At 38.4% G+C, this 22680-nt stretch carries 21 protein-coding genes; 7 read left to right on the top strand and 14 right to left on the bottom strand.

Translation table 11 applies throughout. The annotated features are described in order from the left end of the window. Positions 1-21 precede the first annotated feature (21 nt). From ABJH90_RS02595 to ABJH90_RS02605, 3 genes are read right to left on the bottom strand one after another with little or no spacing between them, the layout of a single operon-like run. The gene (locus ABJH90_RS02595; protein ID WP_348142022.1) at positions 22-1401 is read right to left on the bottom strand and encodes an NAD(P)(+) transhydrogenase (Re/Si-specific) subunit beta; all 1380 of its coding nucleotides are present in this window, start codon (positions 1399-1401) and stop codon (positions 22-24) included. After that, positions 1401-1709 (bottom strand): NAD(P) transhydrogenase subunit alpha, encoded by a 309-nt coding sequence (locus ABJH90_RS02600; protein WP_348142023.1) that lies wholly within the window; start codon positions 1707-1709, stop codon positions 1401-1403. The genes ABJH90_RS02595 and ABJH90_RS02600 overlap by 1 nt, the downstream gene beginning before the upstream one ends. 12 nt (positions 1710-1721) lie before the next feature. Further along, on the bottom strand, positions 1722-2819 hold the full coding sequence (locus tag ABJH90_RS02605; protein WP_348142025.1) for a Re/Si-specific NAD(P)(+) transhydrogenase subunit alpha: 1098 nt from the start codon (positions 2817-2819) through the stop codon (positions 1722-1724). Between the two features lie 418 nt (positions 2820-3237). Between ABJH90_RS02605 and ABJH90_RS02610 the strand changes: the two genes are divergently transcribed. Beyond that, the gene (locus ABJH90_RS02610; RefSeq protein WP_348142027.1) at positions 3238-3738 is read left to right on the top strand and encodes a hypothetical protein; all 501 of its coding nucleotides are present in this window, start codon (positions 3238-3240) and stop codon (positions 3736-3738) included. An 81-nt stretch (positions 3739-3819) separates the two neighbouring features. Here the strand turns inward: ABJH90_RS02610 and ABJH90_RS02615 are convergent, their stop codons facing one another. From ABJH90_RS02615 to ABJH90_RS02640, 6 genes are all read right to left on the bottom strand, one after another. Then, positions 3820-5373 (bottom strand): amidohydrolase family protein, encoded by a 1554-nt coding sequence (locus ABJH90_RS02615; protein WP_348142030.1) that lies wholly within the window; start codon positions 5371-5373, stop codon positions 3820-3822. 111 nt (positions 5374-5484) lie between these two features. Then, positions 5485-6477, bottom strand: coding sequence for an L-glyceraldehyde 3-phosphate reductase (mgrA, locus tag ABJH90_RS02620; RefSeq protein ID WP_348142033.1), 993 nt, complete (start codon positions 6475-6477; stop codon positions 5485-5487). 69 nt (positions 6478-6546) lie between these two features. After that, entirely contained in the window at positions 6547-7614 is a 1068-nt protein-coding gene (locus ABJH90_RS02625; RefSeq protein WP_348142036.1) for a uroporphyrinogen decarboxylase family protein, read from the bottom strand. Positions 7615-7929: 315 nt separating this feature from the next. Next, positions 7930-9870, bottom strand: coding sequence for a hypothetical protein (locus ABJH90_RS02630; protein WP_348142039.1), 1941 nt, complete (start codon positions 9868-9870; stop codon positions 7930-7932). A gap of 192 nt (positions 9871-10062) precedes the next feature. Continuing rightward, the gene (locus ABJH90_RS02635) at positions 10063-11460 is read right to left on the bottom strand and encodes an FAD-binding oxidoreductase (protein WP_348142042.1); all 1398 of its coding nucleotides are present in this window, start codon (positions 11458-11460) and stop codon (positions 10063-10065) included. Positions 11461-11700: 240 nt separating this feature from the next. Further along, positions 11701-12828, bottom strand: coding sequence for a nickel-binding protein (locus ABJH90_RS02640; protein WP_348142044.1), 1128 nt, complete (start codon positions 12826-12828; stop codon positions 11701-11703). Positions 12829-13018: 190 nt separating this feature from the next. Here ABJH90_RS02640 and ABJH90_RS02645 point away from each other — a divergent pair, with 190 nt between their 5' ends. Continuing rightward, complete coding sequence (locus tag ABJH90_RS02645; protein WP_348142046.1) at positions 13019-13624, top strand: pseudouridine synthase; 606 nt, start codon at positions 13019-13021, stop codon at positions 13622-13624. Here ABJH90_RS02645 and ABJH90_RS02650 read toward each other — a convergent pair. From ABJH90_RS02650 to ABJH90_RS02660, 3 genes are all read right to left on the bottom strand, one after another. Continuing rightward, positions 13614-14258 (bottom strand): head GIN domain-containing protein, encoded by a 645-nt coding sequence (locus tag ABJH90_RS02650; RefSeq protein WP_348142049.1) that lies wholly within the window; start codon positions 14256-14258, stop codon positions 13614-13616. The genes ABJH90_RS02645 and ABJH90_RS02650 overlap by 11 nt on opposite strands. Before the next feature lie 6 nt (positions 14259-14264). Next, positions 14265-14390, bottom strand: coding sequence for a hypothetical protein (locus ABJH90_RS02655; protein ID WP_348142052.1), 126 nt, complete (start codon positions 14388-14390; stop codon positions 14265-14267). A gap of 437 nt (positions 14391-14827) precedes the next feature. Further along, complete coding sequence (locus ABJH90_RS02660) at positions 14828-15283, bottom strand: cold shock domain-containing protein (RefSeq protein WP_348142055.1); 456 nt, start codon at positions 15281-15283, stop codon at positions 14828-14830. Between the two features lie 386 nt (positions 15284-15669). On the opposite strand from ABJH90_RS02660, the gene ABJH90_RS02665 reads away from it, so the two are divergent. From ABJH90_RS02665 to ABJH90_RS02685, 5 genes are all read left to right on the top strand, one after another. Continuing rightward, positions 15670-16488, top strand: a complete 819-nt coding sequence (locus tag ABJH90_RS02665; protein ID WP_348142058.1) for a DUF1080 domain-containing protein — start codon at positions 15670-15672, stop codon at positions 16486-16488. A 6-nt stretch (positions 16489-16494) separates the two neighbouring features. Beyond that, positions 16495-17187 (top strand): orotidine 5'-phosphate decarboxylase / HUMPS family protein, encoded by a 693-nt coding sequence (locus ABJH90_RS02670; RefSeq protein WP_348142061.1) that lies wholly within the window; start codon positions 16495-16497, stop codon positions 17185-17187. Positions 17188-17223: 36 nt separating this feature from the next. Continuing rightward, on the top strand, positions 17224-18249 hold the full coding sequence (locus tag ABJH90_RS02675; RefSeq protein ID WP_348142064.1) for a zinc-binding dehydrogenase: 1026 nt from the start codon (positions 17224-17226) through the stop codon (positions 18247-18249). 6 nt (positions 18250-18255) lie between these two features. Further along, positions 18256-19053, top strand: a complete 798-nt coding sequence (locus ABJH90_RS02680) for an SDR family oxidoreductase (RefSeq protein ID WP_348142066.1) — start codon at positions 18256-18258, stop codon at positions 19051-19053. A gap of 80 nt (positions 19054-19133) precedes the next feature. Further along, the gene (locus tag ABJH90_RS02685; protein ID WP_348142069.1) at positions 19134-19967 is read left to right on the top strand and encodes a sugar phosphate isomerase/epimerase family protein; all 834 of its coding nucleotides are present in this window, start codon (positions 19134-19136) and stop codon (positions 19965-19967) included. A 95-nt stretch (positions 19968-20062) separates the two neighbouring features. Here ABJH90_RS02685 and ABJH90_RS02690 read toward each other — a convergent pair whose 3' ends face one another. Both ABJH90_RS02690 and lpxD read right to left on the bottom strand, forming a co-directional pair. Further along, positions 20063-21487 (bottom strand): arylsulfatase, encoded by a 1425-nt coding sequence (locus ABJH90_RS02690; RefSeq protein WP_348142072.1) that lies wholly within the window; start codon positions 21485-21487, stop codon positions 20063-20065. A gap of 97 nt (positions 21488-21584) precedes the next feature. Then, positions 21585-22574 carry a UDP-3-O-(3-hydroxymyristoyl)glucosamine N-acyltransferase gene (lpxD, locus tag ABJH90_RS02695; protein ID WP_348142075.1) on the bottom strand — a complete coding sequence of 330 codons (990 nt, stop codon included), beginning with the start codon at positions 22572-22574 and terminating at the stop codon, positions 21585-21587. Between the last annotated feature and the right edge of the window lie 106 nt (positions 22575-22680).

The following is a 22680-nucleotide window of genomic DNA, read 5'->3' on the forward strand; positions in this document are numbered from 1 at the left end:
ACAAAGCTTTGGATTAGTTTATTACATGTTCTTTAATTCACTAACCAGACTTGTCAGGGCTGCTTTTGCATCTCCAAAAAGCATTACCGTTTTATCGTTGTAGAATAATTCATTTTCAATCCCGGCATATCCTGCGTTCATGGTACGCTTATTAACGATGATATGTTTTGCGTTTTCAACATCAAGGATAGGCATTCCATAAATTGGACTTGAAGGATCGTTATGCGCTGCGGGGTTTACAACATCATTTGCCCCTACTACCAGGACAACATCCGTATTTTTAAACTGAGAATTGATGTCTTCCATTTCTACCAACAGGGAATAGTCCACATTGCTTTCTGCCAGCAATACATTCATATGCCCGGGCATACGTCCGGCTACGGGATGAATAGCATATTTCACATCAACCCCTTTCTTGGTAAGTAACTCTTCCAGTTCATGAATTACATGTTGAGCCTGTGCCACCGCGAGACCGTAACCCGGCACTATAATGACATTGGACGCATAATTCATCATAATTGCAGAATCACTTGGGTTTGTTTTCTTTATGGATCCTAATCTTCTATCCTCGTCGGATGCAGAATCTGTTCCGCCAAAAGAACCAAAAATAACAGCTCCCAAGGTTCTATTCATTCCTTTACACATAGCTATGGTAAGTATAATCCCCGCAGAACCTACCAGAATTCCTCCTATCAGCATCACCATATTGGAATATAAAACTCCAGTAATAGCAGCAGCAATACCAGTCAAAGAATTCAATAAGGAAATTACAACCGGCATGTCTGCACCTCCAATGGGAAGTACAAATAAGATTCCATATATTAATCCTGATGCTAATAAAGCACCTACCAAAACCTGATCGTTAACACCTGTTGATACCATGAAGACAGCAAAAGCGATAACCCCAATTAAAAATAGGTTGTTTACAATGTTGTGATATGGAATGTTTACTACGCTTTTTAGCGATCCGTTGAGTTTTCCCCAGGCAATCATACTTCCTGAAAAAGTAATTGCCCCAATAATAATTCCTGAGACAATTGTCGTAGCCTGCATCTTATCACCTGCATCCCGGCTGAATTCTACCAATCCAATTAAGGCTGCACTAGATCCGCCAAAGCCGTTGAACAAAGAAACCAATTCTGGCATCTTTGTCATTTTTACTTTGAACGCCATTAACCCACCAATTATAGACCCTGTGAGAATTGCTAAACCTATAAGAATATAAATTAGGGGAGGTACTTCAAAATCATGAATAAAAATTGTCCCTGCAATGGCCAACCCCATTCCTGCAGCGGCGATTAAATTTCCATTTTTTGCTGTTGTGGGATTGCCTAATTTCTTTAACCCCACTATAAATGATACTGTAGCTATCAGATATATAATGCTCAATGAGATGTTCATTAATTTTTCTTTTTAAACATTTGAAGCATTCTCCCTGTAACTGCAAAGCCACCAACTACATTTAAAATACCTAATACTACGGCAATAAATCCAAGCGTTAAGGAAAAATAATCCTCAGGATCAGAATTTAGCATTACCAATATGGCTCCTACAACCACTACCCCACTCAATGCATTAGCGCCAGACATTAATGGGGTATGCAAAACAGCAGGAATATTTTTAATGACCTCTACCCCAACAAATACTGAGAGGATGAGGATGTAAATCATTTCGAGATTATTACTGATAAATTCTAGTAATCCATTCATTTTAATTGCTTTTTATTTTCTTATGGTTCCGTTATGTACAATCAAAGTCTCATCTGTAATCTGTTCTTCAATATCCCATTTCAGGTTCGTGTCCTTAGTAAGATGTTTAATAAAATTGTACATGTTTTTTGCGTACAATTCACTTGCATTTGTTGAAACACTTTCTGGTGCGATACTCGTTCCAATTACCTTTACACCATTTAAGGTTACCGTTTTATTTAACTGGCTTATTTCACAATTTCCTCCCTGCGCAGCAGCCAAATCAATAATAACCGCTCCGTTTTTCATATTCAGAACCTGCTCTTTGGTGATCAAAAGTGGTGATTTTTTACCAGGGATACCGGCAGTTGTTATTACTAAATCTGCTTTATATAGTGATTTATTAACCGCTTCTTTTTGTCTGCGAATATAGTCTTCTGAAGCTTCTTTGGCGTAACCATCTTCAGATTCCCCGTTGGCTCCCTCAACCACAATAAATTTTGCTCCCAGGGATTCTACCTGCTCCTTGGTTTCTGGTCTTATATCGGTAGCCTTAACCATAGCACCCAGGCGTCTAGCCGTTGCTATGGCTTGTAAACCTGCAACCCCTACTCCAAATATCAACACCCTGGCTGGTTTAATTGTTCCGGCAGCGGTCATCATCAATGGAAATATCTTTTTCATTTCATAGGCCCCAAGAATAACCGATTTATATCCGGCCAAATTACTCTGTGAACTCAATACGTCCATGTCCTGTGCTCTGGAAATTCGGGGTACGGCATCCATAGAAAAAGCGGATGCTCCTTTAGCTGCGATTTTTTTGATTAATTCCGGTCTTGATTTGTGATACAAGTGACTTATCAAAACATGCTCCTTGTTAACTAATTTTAAATCTTCTTCATTAAAGGGATTAATTTTTATTAGCATTTGAGAGTCTTTAAAAACTAATTCTCTCTTTTCTACTCTTGCTGCAGCATCTATATAATCTGAATTCTTATAAGCAGAATAGGCACCTGCATCTTTTTCCACAACTACTTCAAAACCCTTATCAGTTAATTTTTTAGCAATCCCAGGAGAGATTGAAACACGTTTTTCACCTTTTTGAGTTTCCTTCAATATCCCTATTATCATAGTAGCTTTTGATTTATTCCCGAATTTTAATTTTTGGTATTGGTCTGTAAATTTAGGCTATTATTAAAAATAAAACTATCTATTTCAGGATTTGTAGACTAATAAAATCGTCTAACAATTATTAGTTATCGATATATATCCGATATAAAAAAACTGTTCTTAAGAAGCAATGAAAATATGCTATTTTTTTTGAATTCTGCATAAATCATGGAAAAAGTGTACCGAAACTCTTTTTACATAGTTGCTATTAGAAATACCCAGATTTAATAGGCTAATAGTTGGGATTAGACCAACTGAGCTGATCCTTAAAAAATTTTATTTGATTTTCACAACCATATAAGACAGTTTGGCAACAAAAATGAGTTCTACTTTAAAGAAGCTGCTAGATTTGGCGTTGTATAAAGAAACATCGGTACAAATGAGAAAAACAATATTAGCATTAGCTTTCACATTTTTAGGAATGGGATTGTATGCGCAAGAAGGTTTAAAGGTAGGAATACACGCAGGTTTGCCTATTGATGATTTTAATGATGAGATAAGCCTGATGGCAGGTATAGACCTGGGTTATATGTGGGCTCTTGGAGAAGTAGTAGACCTGGGTGTAAGTACAGGGCTTATCTATGGATTTAAGGAATCTTTTCAATCTGATATTATTGCAGAAGGACTTACAGATGTTCAGTTTGTCCCACTTGCTGCTTCCTTAAGAATATGGCCTTCAAATTCGTTCTCCTTTGGTGTTGATGGGGGCTATGGCATTGGATTGAATAAAGGCAACGAAGGCGGAATCTATTACAGACCTATAATAGGCTACTTAATGGGACCTTTGACTGAAATAAATCTTTCCTATACCGGAATACAATTAGAAAACAGAACCTGGAATACAGTTTCCCTGGGATTCTTGCATACTTTTGAATTTTAGTTAGGGTCTCCTTCAAGTGAACGAGAGATTAACTTTAAAATAAACCATGGTTACCAAGCCCTGCTTGTTCACATCTGAACACTAATATTCTGCTGCGGATAATTGATTCCTTTCAATTAGGTCTCCCCTAATAATGACCATATCGATATCGTTATATGCTTCTACATTTAACAAGGGGTTGGAGTTTAATATAAGTAAGTTGGCAATTTTCTCTTTTTCCACACTTCCATATAAATTCTGGAGATTAAAGGCAGCAGCATTATTAAAAGTGGCTCCAGAGAAAATGCGTTCTAACGGAATCCCGGCTTCATACCAATGTCTTATTTCCATTATTCCGTTATAGCCAGGAGGATTTGTGTACATATTCATTGCGGGGGTATCTGTACCTAAGATAAGGTTGGCATTGTTCTGAGCTAAAAACCTGGCAACAGTATTAAGTCGATGCCTATAAATTTCAAATGCCTTTTCCCACATCTTTTGGTCATCTGTGTGATTAGCCCGTAACGCGTTATAAAATTCAGGATTTGTTTTCTTCAAAAATTCAGATCGACCGAAGATTTTATTTTTCCCCCACTGTCCTTCTTCCGTTTTCAGTAAATCCATATAGCTTTTTGGATAAACATGCTCCAGGTTTTTATCCTTTAAAAAATCAGCAGAAATCAAATCTTGTTCTCCGGTGATTGTCCTAAATGTAAGCTGATATGCTATATCGTCATTATGCGCTATTTGGAGCAGTACCTGTTTATGCGCCTCACTTAAGTCTCGATTCCTGAAGTCTTTGGGATCCGCACTCCAATTCCATAGCCCATGAGCAAATATTTGAATGCCAGTTTCTAATCCTATCTGATGGCCTTCCAAAGATGGTGCGTGTAAAATTAATGGCAGTTGAAATTTCTGAGCTTCAGCTATTAAATCTCTTAATATCTCCGTGCTGGGTTTAGACCAGCTTACGGCTAAACCCGATGCCTCATCTTCATAAACTAATTTGGCACAGATACCTGATTGTTCCCTGATATTTTCAATAATTTTTTGCGGAGTATGCTCATTAGGAGAAATAGTATCGGGCAAGTTTATTTTGGAATTGTAAGTATCGTTCAAAAAATTAGAATCATATCTTTCTTGGCTAGAATAACCTTCCATTTCCATATTGAAATCATCCATCACCACAACCTGTTCTCCACAGGTATAAATATCTGGACGGATATTCGCATCCAATAGCTGGTTGATTAATTTGGGATGGTAGTTGTTTACATCGATTAAAGTAGTAAAACCAAAGTACAGATAACTTCTGGGCAATTGTTCAAAATAAAGCTGCATTAACTCAGGGTATTTGCTTTTCAAGGATCCGTTAAATCCCGCAGTATTGGCCAGATGAACATGAGAATCTATCAAGCCCGGGATAAGAAATTTTCCTCTCCCGTCTATAACTTCATAAAGGGTTGACTTTTTTGGTTTTTTCGTACCCACGTAATTGATCTTTTCATCTGCAATTACGACATGGCCTACCTGGCTGGTCACACCTCCATTATTAGCGGAAATTATGGTGATATTCTTTATCAGCAACTTCTGGGGATCACTTTGTGCTAGAATTTGGGTGCAAAATAGTGATAAGGCAATAATTAATATTCTGGTCATGCCTATATGTCTCAAAAGAAAATTTTTGTTACGGGTGGAAGTAAATTAACTATTCATTTAATTAGGCCCGAGACAAATTTACATCAATAATTAATCAGATAAGATTAGCCATTAGTCTTGTAAAATATTTTCAATTGATTTTAATTCCTCCGGGGTAAATTCCATATTATCCAGAATCTCAACTGCATCCTCAATTTGCGATACCTTGCTGGCACCTATTATTACTGAAGTAACTCTTTTGTCTCTTAAAACCCACGCAAGTGCCAGTTGAGCCATTTTTTGACCTCTGGATTCAGCGATTTCATTTAGCCTTTTAACTTTGGCTATCTTTTCTGGTGTGATATCTGAGGATTGCAGGTAGCTATGCGCCTTGGATGCCCTGGAACCTTCTGGAATACCATTTAGGTACTTATTCGTCAATAACCCTTGAAATAAGGGACTAAAAACTACCGAACCAACACCATTTTTTCCGAGCACATCCAATAAACCATCCTCTACCCATCTGTTGAACATACTATACGATGGTTGATGAACCAGGCATGGTGTACCCAGTTCTTTCAAAATATCTATTGCTTTCTGAGATTGTTCCGGGTCGTAGGAAGAAATACCTGCATACAACGCTTTTCCAGATCGTACAATCTGATCCAGGGCCATCATGGTCTCTTCAAGAGGTGTATTTGGGTCGGGCCTGTGACTATAAAAAATATCCACATAGTCGAGCCCCATTCTTTTCAGACTTTGATTACAACTGGCAATCAGATATTTCCTGGAACCCCATTCACCATATGGCCCGGGCCACATGTCATAACCTGCTTTGGAAGTGATAATCAATTCGTCTCTATAGGATTTTAAATCCCCCTTTAGAATTCTGCCAAAAGTCTCTTCTGCAGAGCCATACGGGGGCCCGTAGTTGTTGGCAAGGTCAAAATGAGTTATCCCAAGATCAAATGCCCTCCGCACCATATTCCTGCCATTTTCATAAACATCTATCCCTCCAAAGTTATGCCACAATCCCAGAGATATTGCAGGCAGTAATAAACCACTGTTACCACAACGATTGTATTTCATTTTGTCATATCTTTCGTTGTCCGCTGTATATTTCATATGTAAAAACCTATTATCGGTGTAATTTTTGACTTAAATTTCGAGGTAATTCTAAAAAAGATGGAAGCATCACTTGTTAGTAATTGTATGACCCACGTCTACAGCGGTTCGTACTTTCTTCCAATCCACCTCGCCTAATAAAGCACATTCCGCGCCTAAGATAAAACGATCCGGAGCTTCTTCAAGAACTGCAGTTACCTGTTGTTGAATCTCCTGATCTGTACCGGTAAGGATTGGGCCTCTTTTCTCCAGGCCACCCATTATAGGCCGTTCGCCAAACATAGTATACAACTCTTTTAAGGGAACTCTTTTACCTGCTATCACATCACTCATATTTACAATATGACCCGGATAATCAACAAACGGGCTCACATCGTCATAAGGACCTTCGTAATCACATATGTGTAGTACGTTGCAGATACAGCCATCATTAATTTCATTCTGTACCACCATATCTGTAGGTTTAATATAATCCAAAAATATGTTCGGATCCTGAAATCTAAAAGCTTCATTGCCCTGTGTTGGTGCTAAAAATCCATCGACACCAAGTTTTTTACATTCTTTCAAAAAGATCATTACACTATCTGTGATAATTTCAAGACCCTTTTTAACACTCTCAGGATCTTGTTTTAAATGTTCGGTAACCAATTGGCTTGTAACACTATGACCGGCGCACATGAATGGCGAATAAAAAGTGGCAATGACAGGAGCTAACTTTTTACCCTGTTTTACAAGTTCCTTAACCACATAAAGCTGCTTTTCGTAATAATCTTTCCCGTAAAATGGCATATTGGCCCAGTCTTCAGGTTTTTTTATGGTATCGATAGCCGGAAACAGCGCTTCATACTGGATTTTGATAAAATCCATATCAATAGCTTTAAAATATTCGAGATGCCTGGCTACTGCGGCATCACCCCATTGATACCCTTCACCAAAATGAACGAAAAATCCGCTAGGGATATAGTCCTGTTTTCCGGTTGATGTCAACAGATTTAAAACAGCTTCCCTTTTGTTGAATACAGGCGAAGGCTGGCAGGAACCAAGGCCAAAAGCTCCCAGACCTGCTGCATATGTTCCAGCTGAGATAAGACCCAGAGATTTGACAAAATCCCTTCTTTTAATAGTTTGTATGTCCATAAATCAGAATTTTAAAATTATGAATTCTTGCTAGTTGTTTTTTTAAGTTCAAAGGAAAGATAATCATAATTCATCTGTCCTTTATCAAGGGTATACAAATAGAAGATTTGCTCAAAAGTGGAATTTAATATTTTTTCGAGGATGGTTTGATTCATCTATACTTACAGAGTTGATTATGCAAATCTCAATAAATATAGTGCAAAATGTTCAAAGATTATATGGTGTCAATTAGAAGTCTGGTCATATATGATTTTGCCACTTCAAAACAAAAAAGCAGCATCAAAAAAATAGTAAGAGAGGTATTTTAAAAGTAAACTATAAAATAAACCGTTTCACCATCTTGGAATCATGTTTTAGAAAGACTTCACCTTCAACCAGGTCAATGGCATAATTTGGCTTCCTGTTTTTTCCAAGAGGAATACTGCTTTCACTTTCACCGGTATCTTTATTAATTTTTAAAAGTTCAATTCCATTTTCACTTTTAGTAAGGACCATGCAATAATTTCTTGCTTCTTTTGTGGCCTTGAATCTTTTATTAGCAGCATTAAAAGCCAATCCAGCTGCACTACCTGCCGATTTACCCATTTCATTGTAGGCAGCTCCCAACTCCGCAAATGTTTGCCCTTCAACAGTATCCAGTCCTTGTTGAGCTCCTGCTTCCTGCAGCACTCCCGAAGCCATTGTACTTGCTACAGAGACATAACCAGCATAAACTGCACCTGCGAAAAGCAATGCTCGTTTCCATCCTTCTTCTCTTGGTGAGGCGTAATATTTTTGATATAAAAGAGCCCCGTTATAATCGTACATAGCAAAATTTTGATCAGAGCTTAAGAGGATACCTTTTTCTCTTAACTCCAAAGTATTAGGGGATTCATTTTCTTCAAATTTAACAGGTTCTAAACCAGACATATCAATTGCCCCATTGGCAAGATTAACACTTATTACAGCCCCGGCTTTATAATCATAGGTGTATAAATGGTTCCCATTATGGTTTACTAACTTATAATGGGTTTTTAGATCTTTGTCCCATAAAAGTTCTCCGGTACCAGTATTTACAATATTCATTTCTTCAGCAGTGGCATAAAGTATTCCTAGCTCTGTGGTAAGTGTATAGCCTACATGACCTTTAACTTTAATAGTTTTATCAAATGTGAAGAGGCCGTTTTTGGTATCGAGATAATTTAAAAAATGCTTCTCATTTCTAGTGGTGATTACCAGCATTCCGTTTTCGGTAGGAGTGTAATCATAAATTCCTCCTTTTATACTGATGCCTTTTCCTTTTTTACCCCATAATCCGGAACCATCTTCCATAGAATATAGATTTACTCTGGAATTTTGCTTTCCATACGGCAGAACCAATAGATTGTTGCTTATCCAAGCTGTAAGCCCCAACTCTCCCTTAACCTGAATCGGATCTTTCCAAAATAGTTCTCCATTTGCAACATCATATGCTCTATAGGAAGAGGTATAGGTTATAAGGGCATTACCATTGGAGGTCATGGATTGACTTTCATTTCTTTGTTCTGTGCCTATGATAAAATACTTTCCTGATGGATGCATCTTAAAATCAAGTTTAATCTCGATGCCTTCTGCGGCAACTTCGGCTACTTCCTTCAACAGATTGCCAAAGGCCCCCATTTTACTAAGTTGTTTGGCCTCACTTGAATTTTCATTGCTCCAGATAACATCACCCGTTTTTGATTTAATTTTTACATTTTTCAGCAAAGTTATACCCAACAATTCATCCTCATTTAACTCAACCAGATTTACTAATTTACCAAAACTACCTTCTTTACTCCAGAGTACTTTACCGGAAGAAATATCAATTGAAAGAGCCATATCTTCACCTGATACAGATTTCCCTGTTACAACTATGGCATTAGATTGGTACAGGACAAAGTGCTGTTTCACATTTTTAATTCCATGCTCAAAAGAGTTGAATACTTTAGTCCCGTCAAACAGATTAATTATAAATAACCCTTTTTCTGTCTCAATTTTAGCAAAGGGCGAATTTTCAAGTTCCATGAATGAATTTTCATCCAAACGGCCAAAAGTTATATCGCTCCAGATCACCTCCCCGCTGTTATTATCAATTCCGAATAAGCCAGAATTTGTTTGTACTATATAATTTCCCAGTGCACTAACAGTCTGCCAATTAACCTCATTATCAAAAGTTGAGGTCCATGTTTCTTCCGATTGAGCGAACAAGGAAAAGCTGATTAAAACGAATGTGTATCCAATAATTTTTTTAAGCATTTTGGTAGGTATTTGGGTTGATTTTACTTGTGGAATAAAAACGCTTCCATCTCCAATTTATTGTAAACTTAAGGTGTTGAGTTTATACATCAAAAATGGGGAAGTAAAGTAACTGGCACTTTATCTTCCCCTGGTTATCTTAAATCCCTACTGTTCTATCAAAGAAGATATGAGGAATTTTAAATAAGGATGCTACTCTTTAGGTTTTATATTCTGGTTTACCCTAAAGAGATTATTTGGATCATAGGTTTTTTTGATTTCGGTCAAACGTTTGTAGTTGTGCTTATAACTAGCCTGAACCCTTTCCTGTCCCTCTTCCATCATAAAATTGGAATATGCCCCCCCGGCAGAATATGAATGCAATGCTTCCCAGTAGTCCTTACACCATTTGGTGATCTTCGGAGCGTCTTCCGGCTCGGGGGAAACCCCTACAATGACTCCGGCGTATTTGGCATCCCTATAAGCCCAGGGAGTATCCTCGTTGCCCACTCTACTAGCTGCTCCAGTTATGGGATATAAGTGCATTTGCGACAATGGGGTTGGAATAATGGATCCATATTTTAAATGAGCTGCCCTTGCTTCCTCCCTAATGTCATTAAAGAAATCTGCTCTCCAATACCACTGTAAGCCCGAAGGAAATAATCCGTCAAAAAGAGTTTGAATGGCAGGGTATGGCATCTCCCCAACATGCTCAAATACAGGATTTTTGTCTCTGACTTCTTGAAATAGTTTATCAAAGTCTGACGGCTCTCCGGTATAACACCATACAATACCACAAAACTTTTTATTGTGTAGTTCTTCAGGGAAAGGTGGTCCCGGGATAACCATGGTAGCAATAAAACCATTTAAGTCATCTGGTGCATTTGAAATAAAATCATGATACCATGACATAATTTCTTCTGTTTTTTCTATAGGCCATAAGGTGGGGCCACCAATAACGGTACTCACAGGATGTGCCTGGAATTTAAATGAGGTTATCACTCCAAAATTTCCACCACCACCGCGTATAGCCCAATACAAATCTGGATGGTTATTTGAATTAACCGTAACAAAGGAACCATCTGCCAAAACCATGTCAGCTTCTAAAAGATTATCAATGGTAAGACCGTATTTTCTGGATAGATGGCCTACACCTCCCCCAAGGGTTAATCCTCCAACTCCTGTTGATGAAATGATACCAGCCGGAACTGCCAACCCGAATGGATGTGTTGCGTGATCTACTTCACCCCAGAGGTTTCCACCTCCGACCCGTACTGTTTGATCCGCTAGATTAACCCGTACACTCTTAAGTCCAGATAAATCAATAACCAAACCTTCCTCGCATAGGCCAAGGCCTCCGCCGTTATGTCCACCTCCCCTGACAGCAACTAGAAGATTATTTTCCCTGCCAAAATTAACACAGGCTATCACGTCTGCAACATCTGTGCAGTAAACGATCATTCCTGGGTGTTTATTAATCATTCCATTGAAAATTTTTCTGGCATCGTTATAGTCTGAATCCGAAGCTTGTACAATTTCTCCCCTAAGGTTCAACTTAAAGTCTTCGATTAATGAAGTTGATAAATCTTTAATAGTTTCTTTTTTTTCCATTGTATTCGACATTGTTTTAGTTATTAATAGGTTGTTATATTTTTTTGATAGCATATTTCCTTTAAGGAACAAAGAGTGGGGAGTACCTCTTTTTTGGTGTTTTCTTGCCTAAGGTGTTGTAATCATATTACTTGTATTAAGGATTTAACGTAAAGTTAGATAGACCAAAACAGGCTAATAGCTACTATTAATTCAAAAAATTACACTTTTAATTCATCCTGATCTTAAAAGAAAAAGGTTTTAACTCTGATACATTTGGGCATATTTTGAAGGCAGGATACCAAATTTCTCGAAAAAGGATTTTGAAAAATAAGCAGGACTATTAAATCCGCTTTCGAAGGCAATCTCAGAAATATTCCCCTGTTGGTCATGGATAAGTTCCAATGCTTTATGTAACCTGTATTCTCTAATGAAGGTGATAGGTGATTTACCGGTAAGTTTCTTAATTTTTCTATATAATTGGGATTTACTATGTCCAAGTTCTTTGCTTAGAGTGTTAATATTAAAATTTGATTTATTCCAGGTACATTCAGAAAATTGTACCAGTTGAGTAACGAATAGCTCTTCCCGAGGGGTCAAGGTTCGGATTAATTGATCATCAATAACAGCATTTCGATTTTCGTTTTCATACAATGCCTTAATAGAAGAAGAAATAACGATTTGGCCCCTGATAATTTCACACATCTGCGTTGCAAGGAAAATGGATTCTGAAAAAATACCATCACCATCATTTGAAGTCACAGGTATACCCGTACTTAGTCCTATTTTAAGTCTCTGATTATCCCTTTCCAATTTAGGATAACTGTACTTAAAACTATCCTGAATCTTTAAGGCGCATAATACTGCATTGGTGACCGATTTAAAAGAGATTAAGTATGATTTATCATTTTCCCGAATGATGCTTCCTTCAAAATGTTTAACAGATTTCGCAACACTACGATGAAATTTCTGAGTGAACATGCTTAGTTGATGAGTATCCAGCCTGTGAAGATAATCGGAAGTTTCCAGAACCATGATCACTCTAAAGGCAGGATCATCTATAATATTTAATTCCTCATTTTCAGCCTTTTGAGGATCTTCAATTCGCCCAAGAAATGATTCCACCAAATGCGCATCTACCTCAATGATATCATGAGGAAATTCGCCGTGTGCGTGGTTGTGCATATTTTGAATGGCTTCTCTGTTAGGTGCTTCTATCAAACAGAAAGCAGTATGCCGTTTAGTATCACACCAATAAGTCATACCCTTACACCCATATAAATGCTCTACTTTCAGATCTTCCTGGTGCATTTGAGCAACGTGCTCTGCAGTAATTTCTTTCGGGATATCATGACGGTCCATGTATATTGGCATCGGCTTTGTTTTCATACAATTTAAGAAAAATAATTAAATTTTACCGATTTATTTCGGCCAGCCAATTCAACTAAACCCAAGTGAAAGAAATCATATTGGGGGAAATAAACCAACAGAGATTGTATTATAAAAGTCACTTAATTATTCAATAATAAATTGAGACGAGACACACGTGCAACAAGACTTTGTTACCTTGCCAACTCAAATGGATAATATAGCACTACACTTTAAGCTTTATAAACCCTGTGGTATAATAAGTCAGCTTAATTCTAAAAACCCAAGGGAATTACGGAAAAAGAAGTTTTTAAATGAGCTTTATGATTTTCCTAAAGGCGTGATGCCAATAGGTCGACTAGATGAGAAATCCGAAGGTCTGCTTCTTCTTACCACAGATGGCAAACTATGCGATGATATAAATCGCTCCGGTTTAGAAAAAGAGTATTATGCACAACTGGACGGGGAAATAACAATTGAAGCGCTTACTCTTTTGCGTAAAGGCGTTGAAATTGGATTTGAAGGAAAACGATACCTTACCAAAGCTTGTAAGACACAGAAATTAAGTACGCTGCCAAACTTTCCTGAGGCCGATAAGAAACTTCGAATAGGACGGCACAGGCCAACCAGCTGGATTAGTATTACGCTTACTGAGGGTAAATTTAGGCAGGTTCGTAAAATGACCGCGGCAGTTGGTTTCCCAACTCTACGTCTAATCAGGATCCGTATAGGGGATATGTCTTTAGAAAATTTGTCGCCGGGGGAAGTAAAACTTTTGACAAATCTCACTGCGACATGTGAACAATTCAATTCATAGGAATAACCTGTCCCGAGCCGGATATATCTATAGTTACAGAGGGACTGCCTTTGTAATAAACATTACCACTGCCTTCAATATTCACGTTTAAACTCTCTGTGCAATAGACTTCACAATCTCCTGAGCCTTCAATACGTAATTCTACATTGGCCGCCATAAACTCTGCGCCATTAATGGTTCCGGAGCCTACATTGAGAATAGTTAAGTTATCTGTGTAACCGGCAACGGCTATATTTCCAGTCCCTATATTCTCAATTTCCATAGTCCCGGAACTTTGTAATTCGAATACAGTAATATCTCCTGTACCTTCGTTTTTTATTTCATTTAGATCTGCCACCGTAATATTGGCTTCCAAATAGGTGTTTTTGTAATTACCATCTTCCAGGTATATCTTTAATCGGCCATCGGAAACTGTGGTTCTTACTCTGCTAATAATATTGTCATCAGCTATAATTTCCAGAGATTGTGTCGGCCCCTGAGTTATATTAACTACAAAAGTCCCTTCACTACTAATTTTGGTAAATAGATTTACGTCTCTGAATTCTGAAATCGCATTTCCTGATCCCGTATAATCATCTTTGGAACAGGAGGCTATTGTTATTGCCGTGATAGCTATTAGAAATAATCTTCTCATGATATATTAGATATAAGAAGTAATGTTATTTCTTTTTGTTCTTTTTGAAGAATGACTTCTACTCATACTCCATCCATAACCCATATGATAATTTAAGGTCCGTTTAATATAATTCATGTCAAGTGTTCTCATGATGATCGTTTTTTGATTGATGTACACTTAATAGACGTCCAGGTTTCTTTTTTGTTACAACATCATAACATAAATCGAAGTAATTGTTTTGCAATGACCTTAGACCTTAATATGGGCTACTACAAAAATGGGATAGAAGTTAATTATTGGTATTTGCTGAATAAATCTTGAAGAAAGAATACCGAATATGCCCGCGAAAGAGGTGGCAAAATGTGAAGAGCCTATTTTATACCTAAGATTCTTTTAAACATGCGAACCTCACATTGATAGAACTTACAGATCAATTCTATAAAATCTGAATACTTATTGTTTGATTTCATCTTGTGTTGTATTTACTATTTAACTATTAGTAAAGCCAAACACTAAAAAATCACAATTAAATCAAGAAAATTTAAAAATAAATGGGGAAATGGATGTTTTTAGAAGAAAGTCTGAAGTTAAACTTTCTTTACCCGAACGGCATTAAGCCCTTTCATCCCTTTTTCCAGTTCAAATGACACCTTATCATTTTCTACAATCTCATCGATCAAGCCACTTACATGACAGAAATATTTTTCATTGTTTTCAGAATCAATGATAAAGCCAAACCCTTTAGATGAATCAAAAAATGACACTTTGCCCTTTCTTACAGGATCTACCTCCTCTATATCGCCTTCTTCCTTCTTTGGAATACCAAGGATAATATCTTCAGCCTCAATTTCCACTTTCAGAGAAGGATCCGGAGGAGTATCTGTTAAATTCCCATTATGATCTACATAAGCAAATTCAATACCACCACCCTTTTCTTTGGCGGCTGCTTTGCGTGCTTCTTTCTTCTTTTGTTTATCCTCCCGCTTTTTGAGACGCTTTTTTTCTTTTTCGCCTTTGCTATAAGTTTGTTGCGATCTTGCCATTAATATTTTTTATTTGGATATTATAGTTTAGTTTAAAAAGAAGCTTGATTAAGAAATGAGCGCTTGGAAAAGTAAGTGTGGAACTGTGAATACTCCAAAAAATTAGCCAGAGCGATAGTTACTATAGGTCGGTAGTCATCTCATTAAACTATTGCGAAGATAACACCTTGCATTTTAATTTACAATTAAAAGGGATGGAAAGCTTGTTCTTTACTGCAAATATCGCTCATAAATTAGCTGGCATTTAAAGATATTCCATAGTCTATTTGTTTATTGAAAAACAGAATGCATATTGTTTTGTAAATGTGTATTTTTAAATACAACTTTTAAGCCACAGACTGATATTTTTTAGGCACTAGTTTTATTTAGTTAATTTAAGTAGCCTTATGAGTTTTATAACCACTAGATTACATCGTTTATCCTTGACCGTATTGCTATGTTTATGTTTGTCATGGTGTTTTCATTCCTGTAAAGAAAAACAGCACCAACAGTCCAAAGAGGAAGCCATATTTCTTTCAAACTCAATGGAGGAGTTTATTCCAATATTTGATGGTAAGTCTTTAGATAACTGGGAAGGAGACACGGCATACTGGCGTGCATCTAATGGCGTACTGATTGGAGAAGTCACGCCCGAAACACCTTTGGAAAGCAATACTTTTATTATTTGGCAGGGCGGGCAGCCTTCAGATTTTGAACTAAAGTTGGAATTTCGCATTGCTGAGGCCGGGAACAGTGGTATTAATTATCGAAGTGAACGCCTTGACACTATTCCTTATGCCCTAAAGGGATATCAGGCCGATATTGATGGCAAAAACACCTATACGGGTCAGAATTATGAAGAAAGAAAACGCACCACCCTCGCTTATAGGGGAGAAAAAGTGTTAATTAAATCGCAAGAAAGCCCACATGAACCAGGTTCTCTGTGGGCAAATGTGAAAAACAATGCCTGGCAGAACAGGGAGGTAACAGAATATCTTGGGAACACAGACAGTTTAAAATCCAAGATTAAAACAGAAGATTGGAATAGCTGCCATTTAATAATTAAAGACAATCGTATGCAGCATTTTATAAATGAAATATTAATGAGTGAGGTAACTGATCTGGATTCAATTAACCGGAAATCTTCTGGCTTTCTAGGCTTACAGGTACACGTGGGGCCACCAATGAAGGTAGAATACAGAAATATAAAATTAAAGGAACTCTAAGCAGATATGAAACCCATAGTACAAATATCCTTAGATCTTACAAATATTGATGAGGCTTTAGAAACTGCCGCATTGGCAATGAGGGCTGGTGTGGATTGGCTGGAGGCAGGGACTCCCCTACTATTGGCTGAAGGGTTGCACGGCGTAAAAAAATTACGTGAAAACTTTCCGGGTGTACCCATTGTGGCAGACCTGAAAACTATGGATGGGGGTTACCTGGAGGCCGAAATGATGGCAAAGGCCGGCGCTACCCATGTAGTGGTCATGGCCAGGGCACATGAAGAAACCATTAAGATTGTTGTTGAAGCAGGAAAAGATTTTGGAATACAAATAATGGGCGATAATCTTGGCTGTCCGGATATGGTGGCTGGTGCCCTACGATTGGAAGAACTTGGTTGCGATTATGTCATTCATCACATCGGTTATGATGAACGTAGAGGGATAGCCGCTCAGGGTTTTTCCATGCCAAGTCCTCTTGATCAGTTGCGAGAGGTGGTAGCTGCAGTGAATGTACCTGTGCAAGCGGTAGGTGGCCTATCTTTGGAGCAAGCCATTCGTTGTCCCGAATACGGGGCTCCCCTTGTTGTTCTGGGAGCTCCTTTAACCATAGATGCCGAATCATTTAGAACCGCCGATGGAGATCTTGAAGCATCATTAAAACTAATATGTGACAGAATACACGCATACGAGGATATATGATAATCAACCGTATATTAAAGATAAATAAATAGTTAAATGAACTCTATTGCCGTTGTGAACTATGCTCCGGAAAAAGGTAGTGTAGAAATCAGAGAAATAAACAGGCCTGCTATCAGTGATGACGAAGTTCTCCTTGAAGTGGCTAATGTAGGGGTTTGCGGGAGTGATTTGCACCAGTGGACAGCAGATCACAGCTGGCCTGTAAATTACCCTGTCGTTCTTGGACATGAATTTGGAGGCCATATTGCTGAAATTGGTAAAGGTATCAAGGATTGGAAAGAAGGTGATGCCGTAGTGAGTGAAACTGCTGCAGTTATAAATGCCCAAAGTCCACTGTCCAGACAGGGGCTCTACAATCTGGACCCAGATCGAAAGGGGTTTGGGTACGGAGTCAACGGGGCAATGACCAAATTTGTTAAGGTTCCAGCAAGATGTCTTCATAGCGTACCTGAAAATCTATCTTTTGAACAGGCTTGTTTAACTGAGCCCTGCTCGGTTGCCTATAATGCTGTAATAACCAATTCAAAAATACGTCCCGGCGACCGTGTTATTGTTTTGGGCCCCGGGACAATAGGAATATTGTGTGCGGCTATGGCTCAATTATGTGGAGCCCATGTGGCTTTGGTTGGTCTGAAAAAAGACGCTGAGAGATTATCAATTGCCAAGCAATACGGTTTTGATATAATTGTGGGTGATGCTACTCAATGGGCACTTGAACGTGATGGCCTTGGGGTGGATTGTGCTATTGATGCAGCAGGGGTAAGCGAAACCCTTAATTTGGCGCTAAAATGGGTAAGGCCTAATGGACATATCACTAAAGTTGGTTGGGGGCCCCAACCTTTTAATTACTCGCTTGATCCCCTTGTACAAAAAAATGTGACTTTGCAAGGCAGTTTTAGCCATAACTGGCCCATATGGGAGAAGGTACTTTCCTTAATGGCAACAGGTCGATTGGATGTAAAACCAATAATTGGCGGCATATGGCCTTTGGAGCAATGGAATGAAGCCTTTGAAGCCATGCATTCCGGAAAAGTGGTAAAGAGTATTTTGAAACCTAATTAAAAAAGTATGCGTTTAAAGAACAAAGTTATTCTAATTACCGGAGGTTATACCGGCATTGGGCGAGCCATTGCAAGGGCATGCGTGAAAGAAGGTGCTCAAGTCCTTTTAAATGGATTACGCAATGAAAAGGGCCAGGAATTGGTGGAGGAATTAGGCATTAACAGTGCCGTTGCAATTACCATGGATATAACAAAAGAGGATACTCCACAAATTTTGGTAAATGAGGCTGTTAAGAAGTTTGGCAAACTGGATGCTGTGGTCAATAATGCTGCAATGATCGTTTCTTCAAATATTAATACTACAGATCTTTCTTTTATGAGAAAGATGCTGGCCATAAATACCCTGGCGCCATTTGCAATAATTCAGGCTGCTTTACCACACCTTGAGGAAACCAATGGCTGTGTGCTAAATATTGGATCTATAAACGCCTGGAGCGGAGAACCTAATTTATTGGCATATAGCATATCTAAAGGTGCTTTGATGACCCTAAGTCGAAATCTTGGGGATAGTTTGTTTCGTGATCACGGGGTACGTGTGAATCAAATTAATCCGGGATGGGTGTTGACAGAAAACGAAAAAATAAACCAGAAGCAACAGGGAATGAATGATGATTGGTATAAAGAATTACCAAACCTGTTTGCGCCAGCCCAACGTATTTTTGAGCCACAAGAGATAGCATCCGGAGCTATTTATTTATTATCCGATGAATGCGGCCCTGTTAGTGGTCAGGTACTAGAGCTGGAACAATTCCCTATGATAGGCCGCAATCTACCAAAGAATTGGAGCGGATTTCGCAATAAATAGCATCATAAATAAAACAAAAAGTGCCGAAATTAGCCGTATTCCCTAAAGCCTATATGCAAGATCTTTGTAAAACAGGTGCTATGAAAGTAGCGGAGTGGATTGATTTAGCTGCGTCTTTGGAGGTCGATGGTTTGGAATGGTATGCGGGTTTCCTGGAAATGGCAGATAACTCTAATTGGGAATTATTCCGAAAAAGAGTGGAAGAAAAGGGAAAAGAGATTCCAATGCTCTGTTGTTCGCCAGATTTTACTCACCCTGATAAATCTTTCCGGCAAAACGAAATCAAAAAGCAAAAAAACTGGATTGCAATGTCACACGCCCTGGGCGCATCTTATTGTCGGGTCCTTTCTGGCCAAAAACGTCCGGAGTTATCTATGGAAAAAGGAATAAAGTTGGCTGCAGAAAGTATTGAAGCCTGTTTACCCTATGCCAGCGAACTAGGAATTACTTTAATTTTAGAAAACCACTACAAAGATGATTTTTGGGAGTATCCTGAATTTGCACAGAAAATGGAGGTTTTTTGTAAGCTTGTGTCTTATCTAGACCATCCTAATTTTGGGGTTAATTATGATCCCAGTAATGCCTTTCTGGCAGGGGAAGACCCTATGGAATTATTGAAAAGAGTTTCCTCCAGAGTAGTAACCATGCATGCAAGTGATCGCTATCTTCTTGAAGGAACCTTAGATGATCTCCGAAATGAGGAAGACGGTGTTTTGGGTTATGCTAAAAGACTTCGTCATGGAGAAATTGGCAAAGGTTTAAATGACTATGACGCCATTTTCACAGAGTTGAAAAGAGTAAATTTTGATGGGTGGATCAGCATAGAAGACGGCGTGGACGGAATGGATCAGTTAGTGCGAAGTGTAGCTTTTCTAAGAAAAAAGATCGCGGTGTACTGGCCTGAATTAGAATAAGTAAACATCTTAACAATGGGGCATTACCGGCTATTATAAATAACGGTATGTAAAAAGGGCGTTTTATTGCCCTTTATACAATGTTATGGATAGTTTTATTTCTTTGGTTGATATGGGTCAGTAGTTCCTGCTCTAATAGGTGGTTCTTTCGCAAAGGTTGCTAGATGTTTTACCAACACATCTCCGGCAGGCCAACGTATCCAGCCATTGTGATACCATTGAGAGTTCAAAGGATTTTCTTCTTTTGGGTCAACGTGCAAATCGTAAATTAATGGAACTCCATAGCTTCTGGTTGGGTCAGCAAAGGCTTTATCTATTTCTTTGCTCATCATTTTGTAGTTTCTCCATTTAACTCCATATAATTCATTTCCCACATAAACTATCACGGATTCTCTGTTTGAAGTATCTTGCTTCCCCATGAAAAAATCAGTTTGGTCAATACCATCTATAATTCTGTCTTCGGGTAATTGGTGATTAATGATATTTGAAAACGTAGGCATTAAATCCATTTCGTGGACAATTTCATTAGATGAACTCCCTGCTTGAATTTTTCCTGGCCACCTGATGATGAATGGAACTCTTAGGGATCCCTCTTTTCCAGTAAAGTAAGAACCACTCCAAGGACCAGAAAAACTCGAATGTGGCGTTGTTGGGTCAGGACCATTATCAGATGTAAAAATGAAAATTGTATTCTCTTTAATTCCTAAGTTTTCAACCTTTTTCATTAATTGGCCAACGTAATTGTCTGTTTGCACAAGCACATCGGCAAAATCACCATTAGTAGAGATGCCCCTGAATTCATCAGAAGGGATCACAGGCATGTGCGTTTGAGTGTAAGGAATGAAAACGAAGAAAGGCTCTTTAGCTTTAGCTTTTCTTTCCATAAAATCAAGAGATTTTTGTGTTATTACACCATCAATAGATTTGCGTGCTTCAGTATTGTATTTTTTAATTTTTTTAGGTTGTTCTCCTTTTTTTCCTTCCATTGTGTATTCAGAAACAGCAAATGGATGAACTCCATCTCTAAATCTAGTGTCATCCGGCCAAGCGCTTTCATCGCTAGAATTTGGAATACCGTACCATTCATCAAATCCTTGGTCAGTTGGGTATCTTCCTTCTGTATGTCCGAGATGCCACTTGCCAAACATCCCTGTTGAATAACCTGCATCAGAAAATAACTCTGCCATTGTATATTCCCACTGTGTTAGTCCATATACAGGAGTTTCTATGGGAATACTTGCATTCCCTGTTCGAATAGCATAGCGTCCTGTAAGAATAGCGGCACGACTTGGAGTACACTGCGCCTCAACGTTAAAGTTAAGTAGTTTCATTCCCTGGTCTGCAAGTTTGTCAATGTTAGGTGAAGGTGCTCCCCTTAGTATTCCTCCACCATAGCAACCAGGTTCTCCCCAACCATAGTTGTCCATAAAAATTAGCACAACATTTGGCTTTTCTTGAGCCAACAGGATATTGCTAATAACAAGCAGCATTATCAAGAATAATAGTTCAATTTTTTTCATGTCGAGATTTTTTTAATTCTCTACAACAGCTCGTACCTTTTCTTGCTTAAATAATTTCTTCAGGTATTCATTATATACCAAAAATTAGCTTCGCCTTTTACTTAATCAAATTACGGGTGGCTACCCATTCCTTAAGCTTCTCCCGGGCATCTGCAGCGGGATAGCCCAATACAGTTTTGCCGGCCGGTACGTCTGCCAAAACTCCAGAACCTGCACCTACTGTCGCACCGGAATGAATGGTAGTATGATCTTTTATCGATGCACTACCGCCAATAACTACTCCATCTCCCAGGGTCACAGATCCGGCTAATCCACTGGCACCTGCCATGATACAAGAACGCCCTAAAATACAATTATGTGCAATCTGAACCTGGTTATCAATCTTACAACCGTCGCCTAATATAGTGGAACTGAATTTTGCACGGTCAACCGATGAATTTGCTCCAATTTCCACGTCATTCCCAATAACCACATTCCCGATATGTGGAATTTTTACCAGCCCTCGTCCATCTTCCCTCGGACGATATCCAAAGCCATCACCACCAATACTAACGTTATTTTGAAAAATGCAGTAAGCACCTATCTCAGTCCGTTCCCTAATAACTGTACCAGACCATATAACTGTATGAGCACCAATTGTAGTTTCATCCAGAATAGTAACATTAGGATATATAATAACCGCTGCTCCCAAAACAACATCTTTTCCTATATAACACCCTGCTCCTATTTTACTTCCTTCACCTATTATGGCTGTTTCATGAATTACAGCAGTAGGATGTATATCAACATCAAAATGCGGTGTTTCCTTAATAAAAACTTCCAATAACTTCGCCATTGCTAAATCGGCATTTTTGACTTTAATCAGCGCCTTGTTTTCTCGTGGCTCAGCTTTGAGTCCTTCGTTAATAATTGCCGCTGCTGCCTTGGAATTTTCCCATTTTTGAGCATATTTTCTACTCCCAATGAAAGTGATTTGCGAATTTCCTGCTTTATCAATTTCTTCTAAACCTAATATCTTTTGATCTGTATTTCCCACAAGTTCTCCTTCGAGAATCGCATTAATTTCCTGAATTGTAAATGATTTCATATGTTATGGCAGTTAGCTTTTTATGTGACAATATATCGGATTTGACAAAGATAGAATTTATATTGAGAGGATTTATTTTAATGGACTTAACAAATGCACGCCAAAC

This window comes from Eudoraea sp. (genome assembly GCF_039969275.1).
Taxonomy (GTDB): domain Bacteria; phylum Bacteroidota; class Bacteroidia; order Flavobacteriales; family Flavobacteriaceae; genus Eudoraea.

Bases quoted from the DNA above. Each gene is read 5' to 3' on its own strand.
- ABJH90_RS02595 (WP_348142022.1), bottom strand. From the start codon at position 1,401: ATGAACATCTCATTGAGCATTATATATCTGATAGCTACAGTATCATTT.
- ABJH90_RS02600 (WP_348142023.1), bottom strand. From the start codon at position 1,709: ATGAATGGATTACTAGAATTTATCAGTAATAATCTCGAAATGATTTAC.
- ABJH90_RS02605 (WP_348142025.1), bottom strand. From the start codon at position 2,819: ATGATAATAGGGATATTGAAGGAAACTCAAAAAGGTGAAAAACGTGTT.
- ABJH90_RS02610 (WP_348142027.1), top strand. From the start codon at position 3,238: ATGAGAAAAACAATATTAGCATTAGCTTTCACATTTTTAGGAATGGGA.
- ABJH90_RS02615 (WP_348142030.1), bottom strand. From the start codon at position 5,373: ATGACCAGAATATTAATTATTGCCTTATCACTATTTTGCACCCAAATT.
- mgrA (WP_348142033.1), bottom strand. From the start codon at position 6,477: ATGAAATATACAGCGGACAACGAAAGATATGACAAAATGAAATACAAT.
- ABJH90_RS02625 (WP_348142036.1), bottom strand. From the start codon at position 7,614: ATGGACATACAAACTATTAAAAGAAGGGATTTTGTCAAATCTCTGGGT.
- ABJH90_RS02630 (WP_348142039.1), bottom strand. From the start codon at position 9,870: ATGCTTAAAAAAATTATTGGATACACATTCGTTTTAATCAGCTTTTCC.
- ABJH90_RS02635 (WP_348142042.1), bottom strand. From the start codon at position 11,460: ATGGAAAAAAAAGAAACTATTAAAGATTTATCAACTTCATTAATCGAA.
- ABJH90_RS02640 (WP_348142044.1), bottom strand. From the start codon at position 12,828: ATGAAAACAAAGCCGATGCCAATATACATGGACCGTCATGATATCCCG.
- ABJH90_RS02645 (WP_348142046.1), top strand. From the start codon at position 13,019: ATGGATAATATAGCACTACACTTTAAGCTTTATAAACCCTGTGGTATA.
- ABJH90_RS02650 (WP_348142049.1), bottom strand. From the start codon at position 14,258: ATGAGAAGATTATTTCTAATAGCTATCACGGCAATAACAATAGCCTCC.
- ABJH90_RS02655 (WP_348142052.1), bottom strand. From the start codon at position 14,390: ATGAGAACACTTGACATGAATTATATTAAACGGACCTTAAATTATCAT.
- ABJH90_RS02660 (WP_348142055.1), bottom strand. From the start codon at position 15,283: ATGGCAAGATCGCAACAAACTTATAGCAAAGGCGAAAAAGAAAAAAAG.
- ABJH90_RS02665 (WP_348142058.1), top strand. From the start codon at position 15,670: ATGAGTTTTATAACCACTAGATTACATCGTTTATCCTTGACCGTATTG.
- ABJH90_RS02670 (WP_348142061.1), top strand. From the start codon at position 16,495: ATGAAACCCATAGTACAAATATCCTTAGATCTTACAAATATTGATGAG.
- ABJH90_RS02675 (WP_348142064.1), top strand. From the start codon at position 17,224: ATGAACTCTATTGCCGTTGTGAACTATGCTCCGGAAAAAGGTAGTGTA.
- ABJH90_RS02680 (WP_348142066.1), top strand. From the start codon at position 18,256: ATGCGTTTAAAGAACAAAGTTATTCTAATTACCGGAGGTTATACCGGC.
- ABJH90_RS02685 (WP_348142069.1), top strand. From the start codon at position 19,134: ATGAAAGTAGCGGAGTGGATTGATTTAGCTGCGTCTTTGGAGGTCGAT.
- ABJH90_RS02690 (WP_348142072.1), bottom strand. From the start codon at position 21,487: ATGAAAAAAATTGAACTATTATTCTTGATAATGCTGCTTGTTATTAGC.
- lpxD (WP_348142075.1), bottom strand. From the start codon at position 22,574: ATGAAATCATTTACAATTCAGGAAATTAATGCGATTCTCGAAGGAGAA.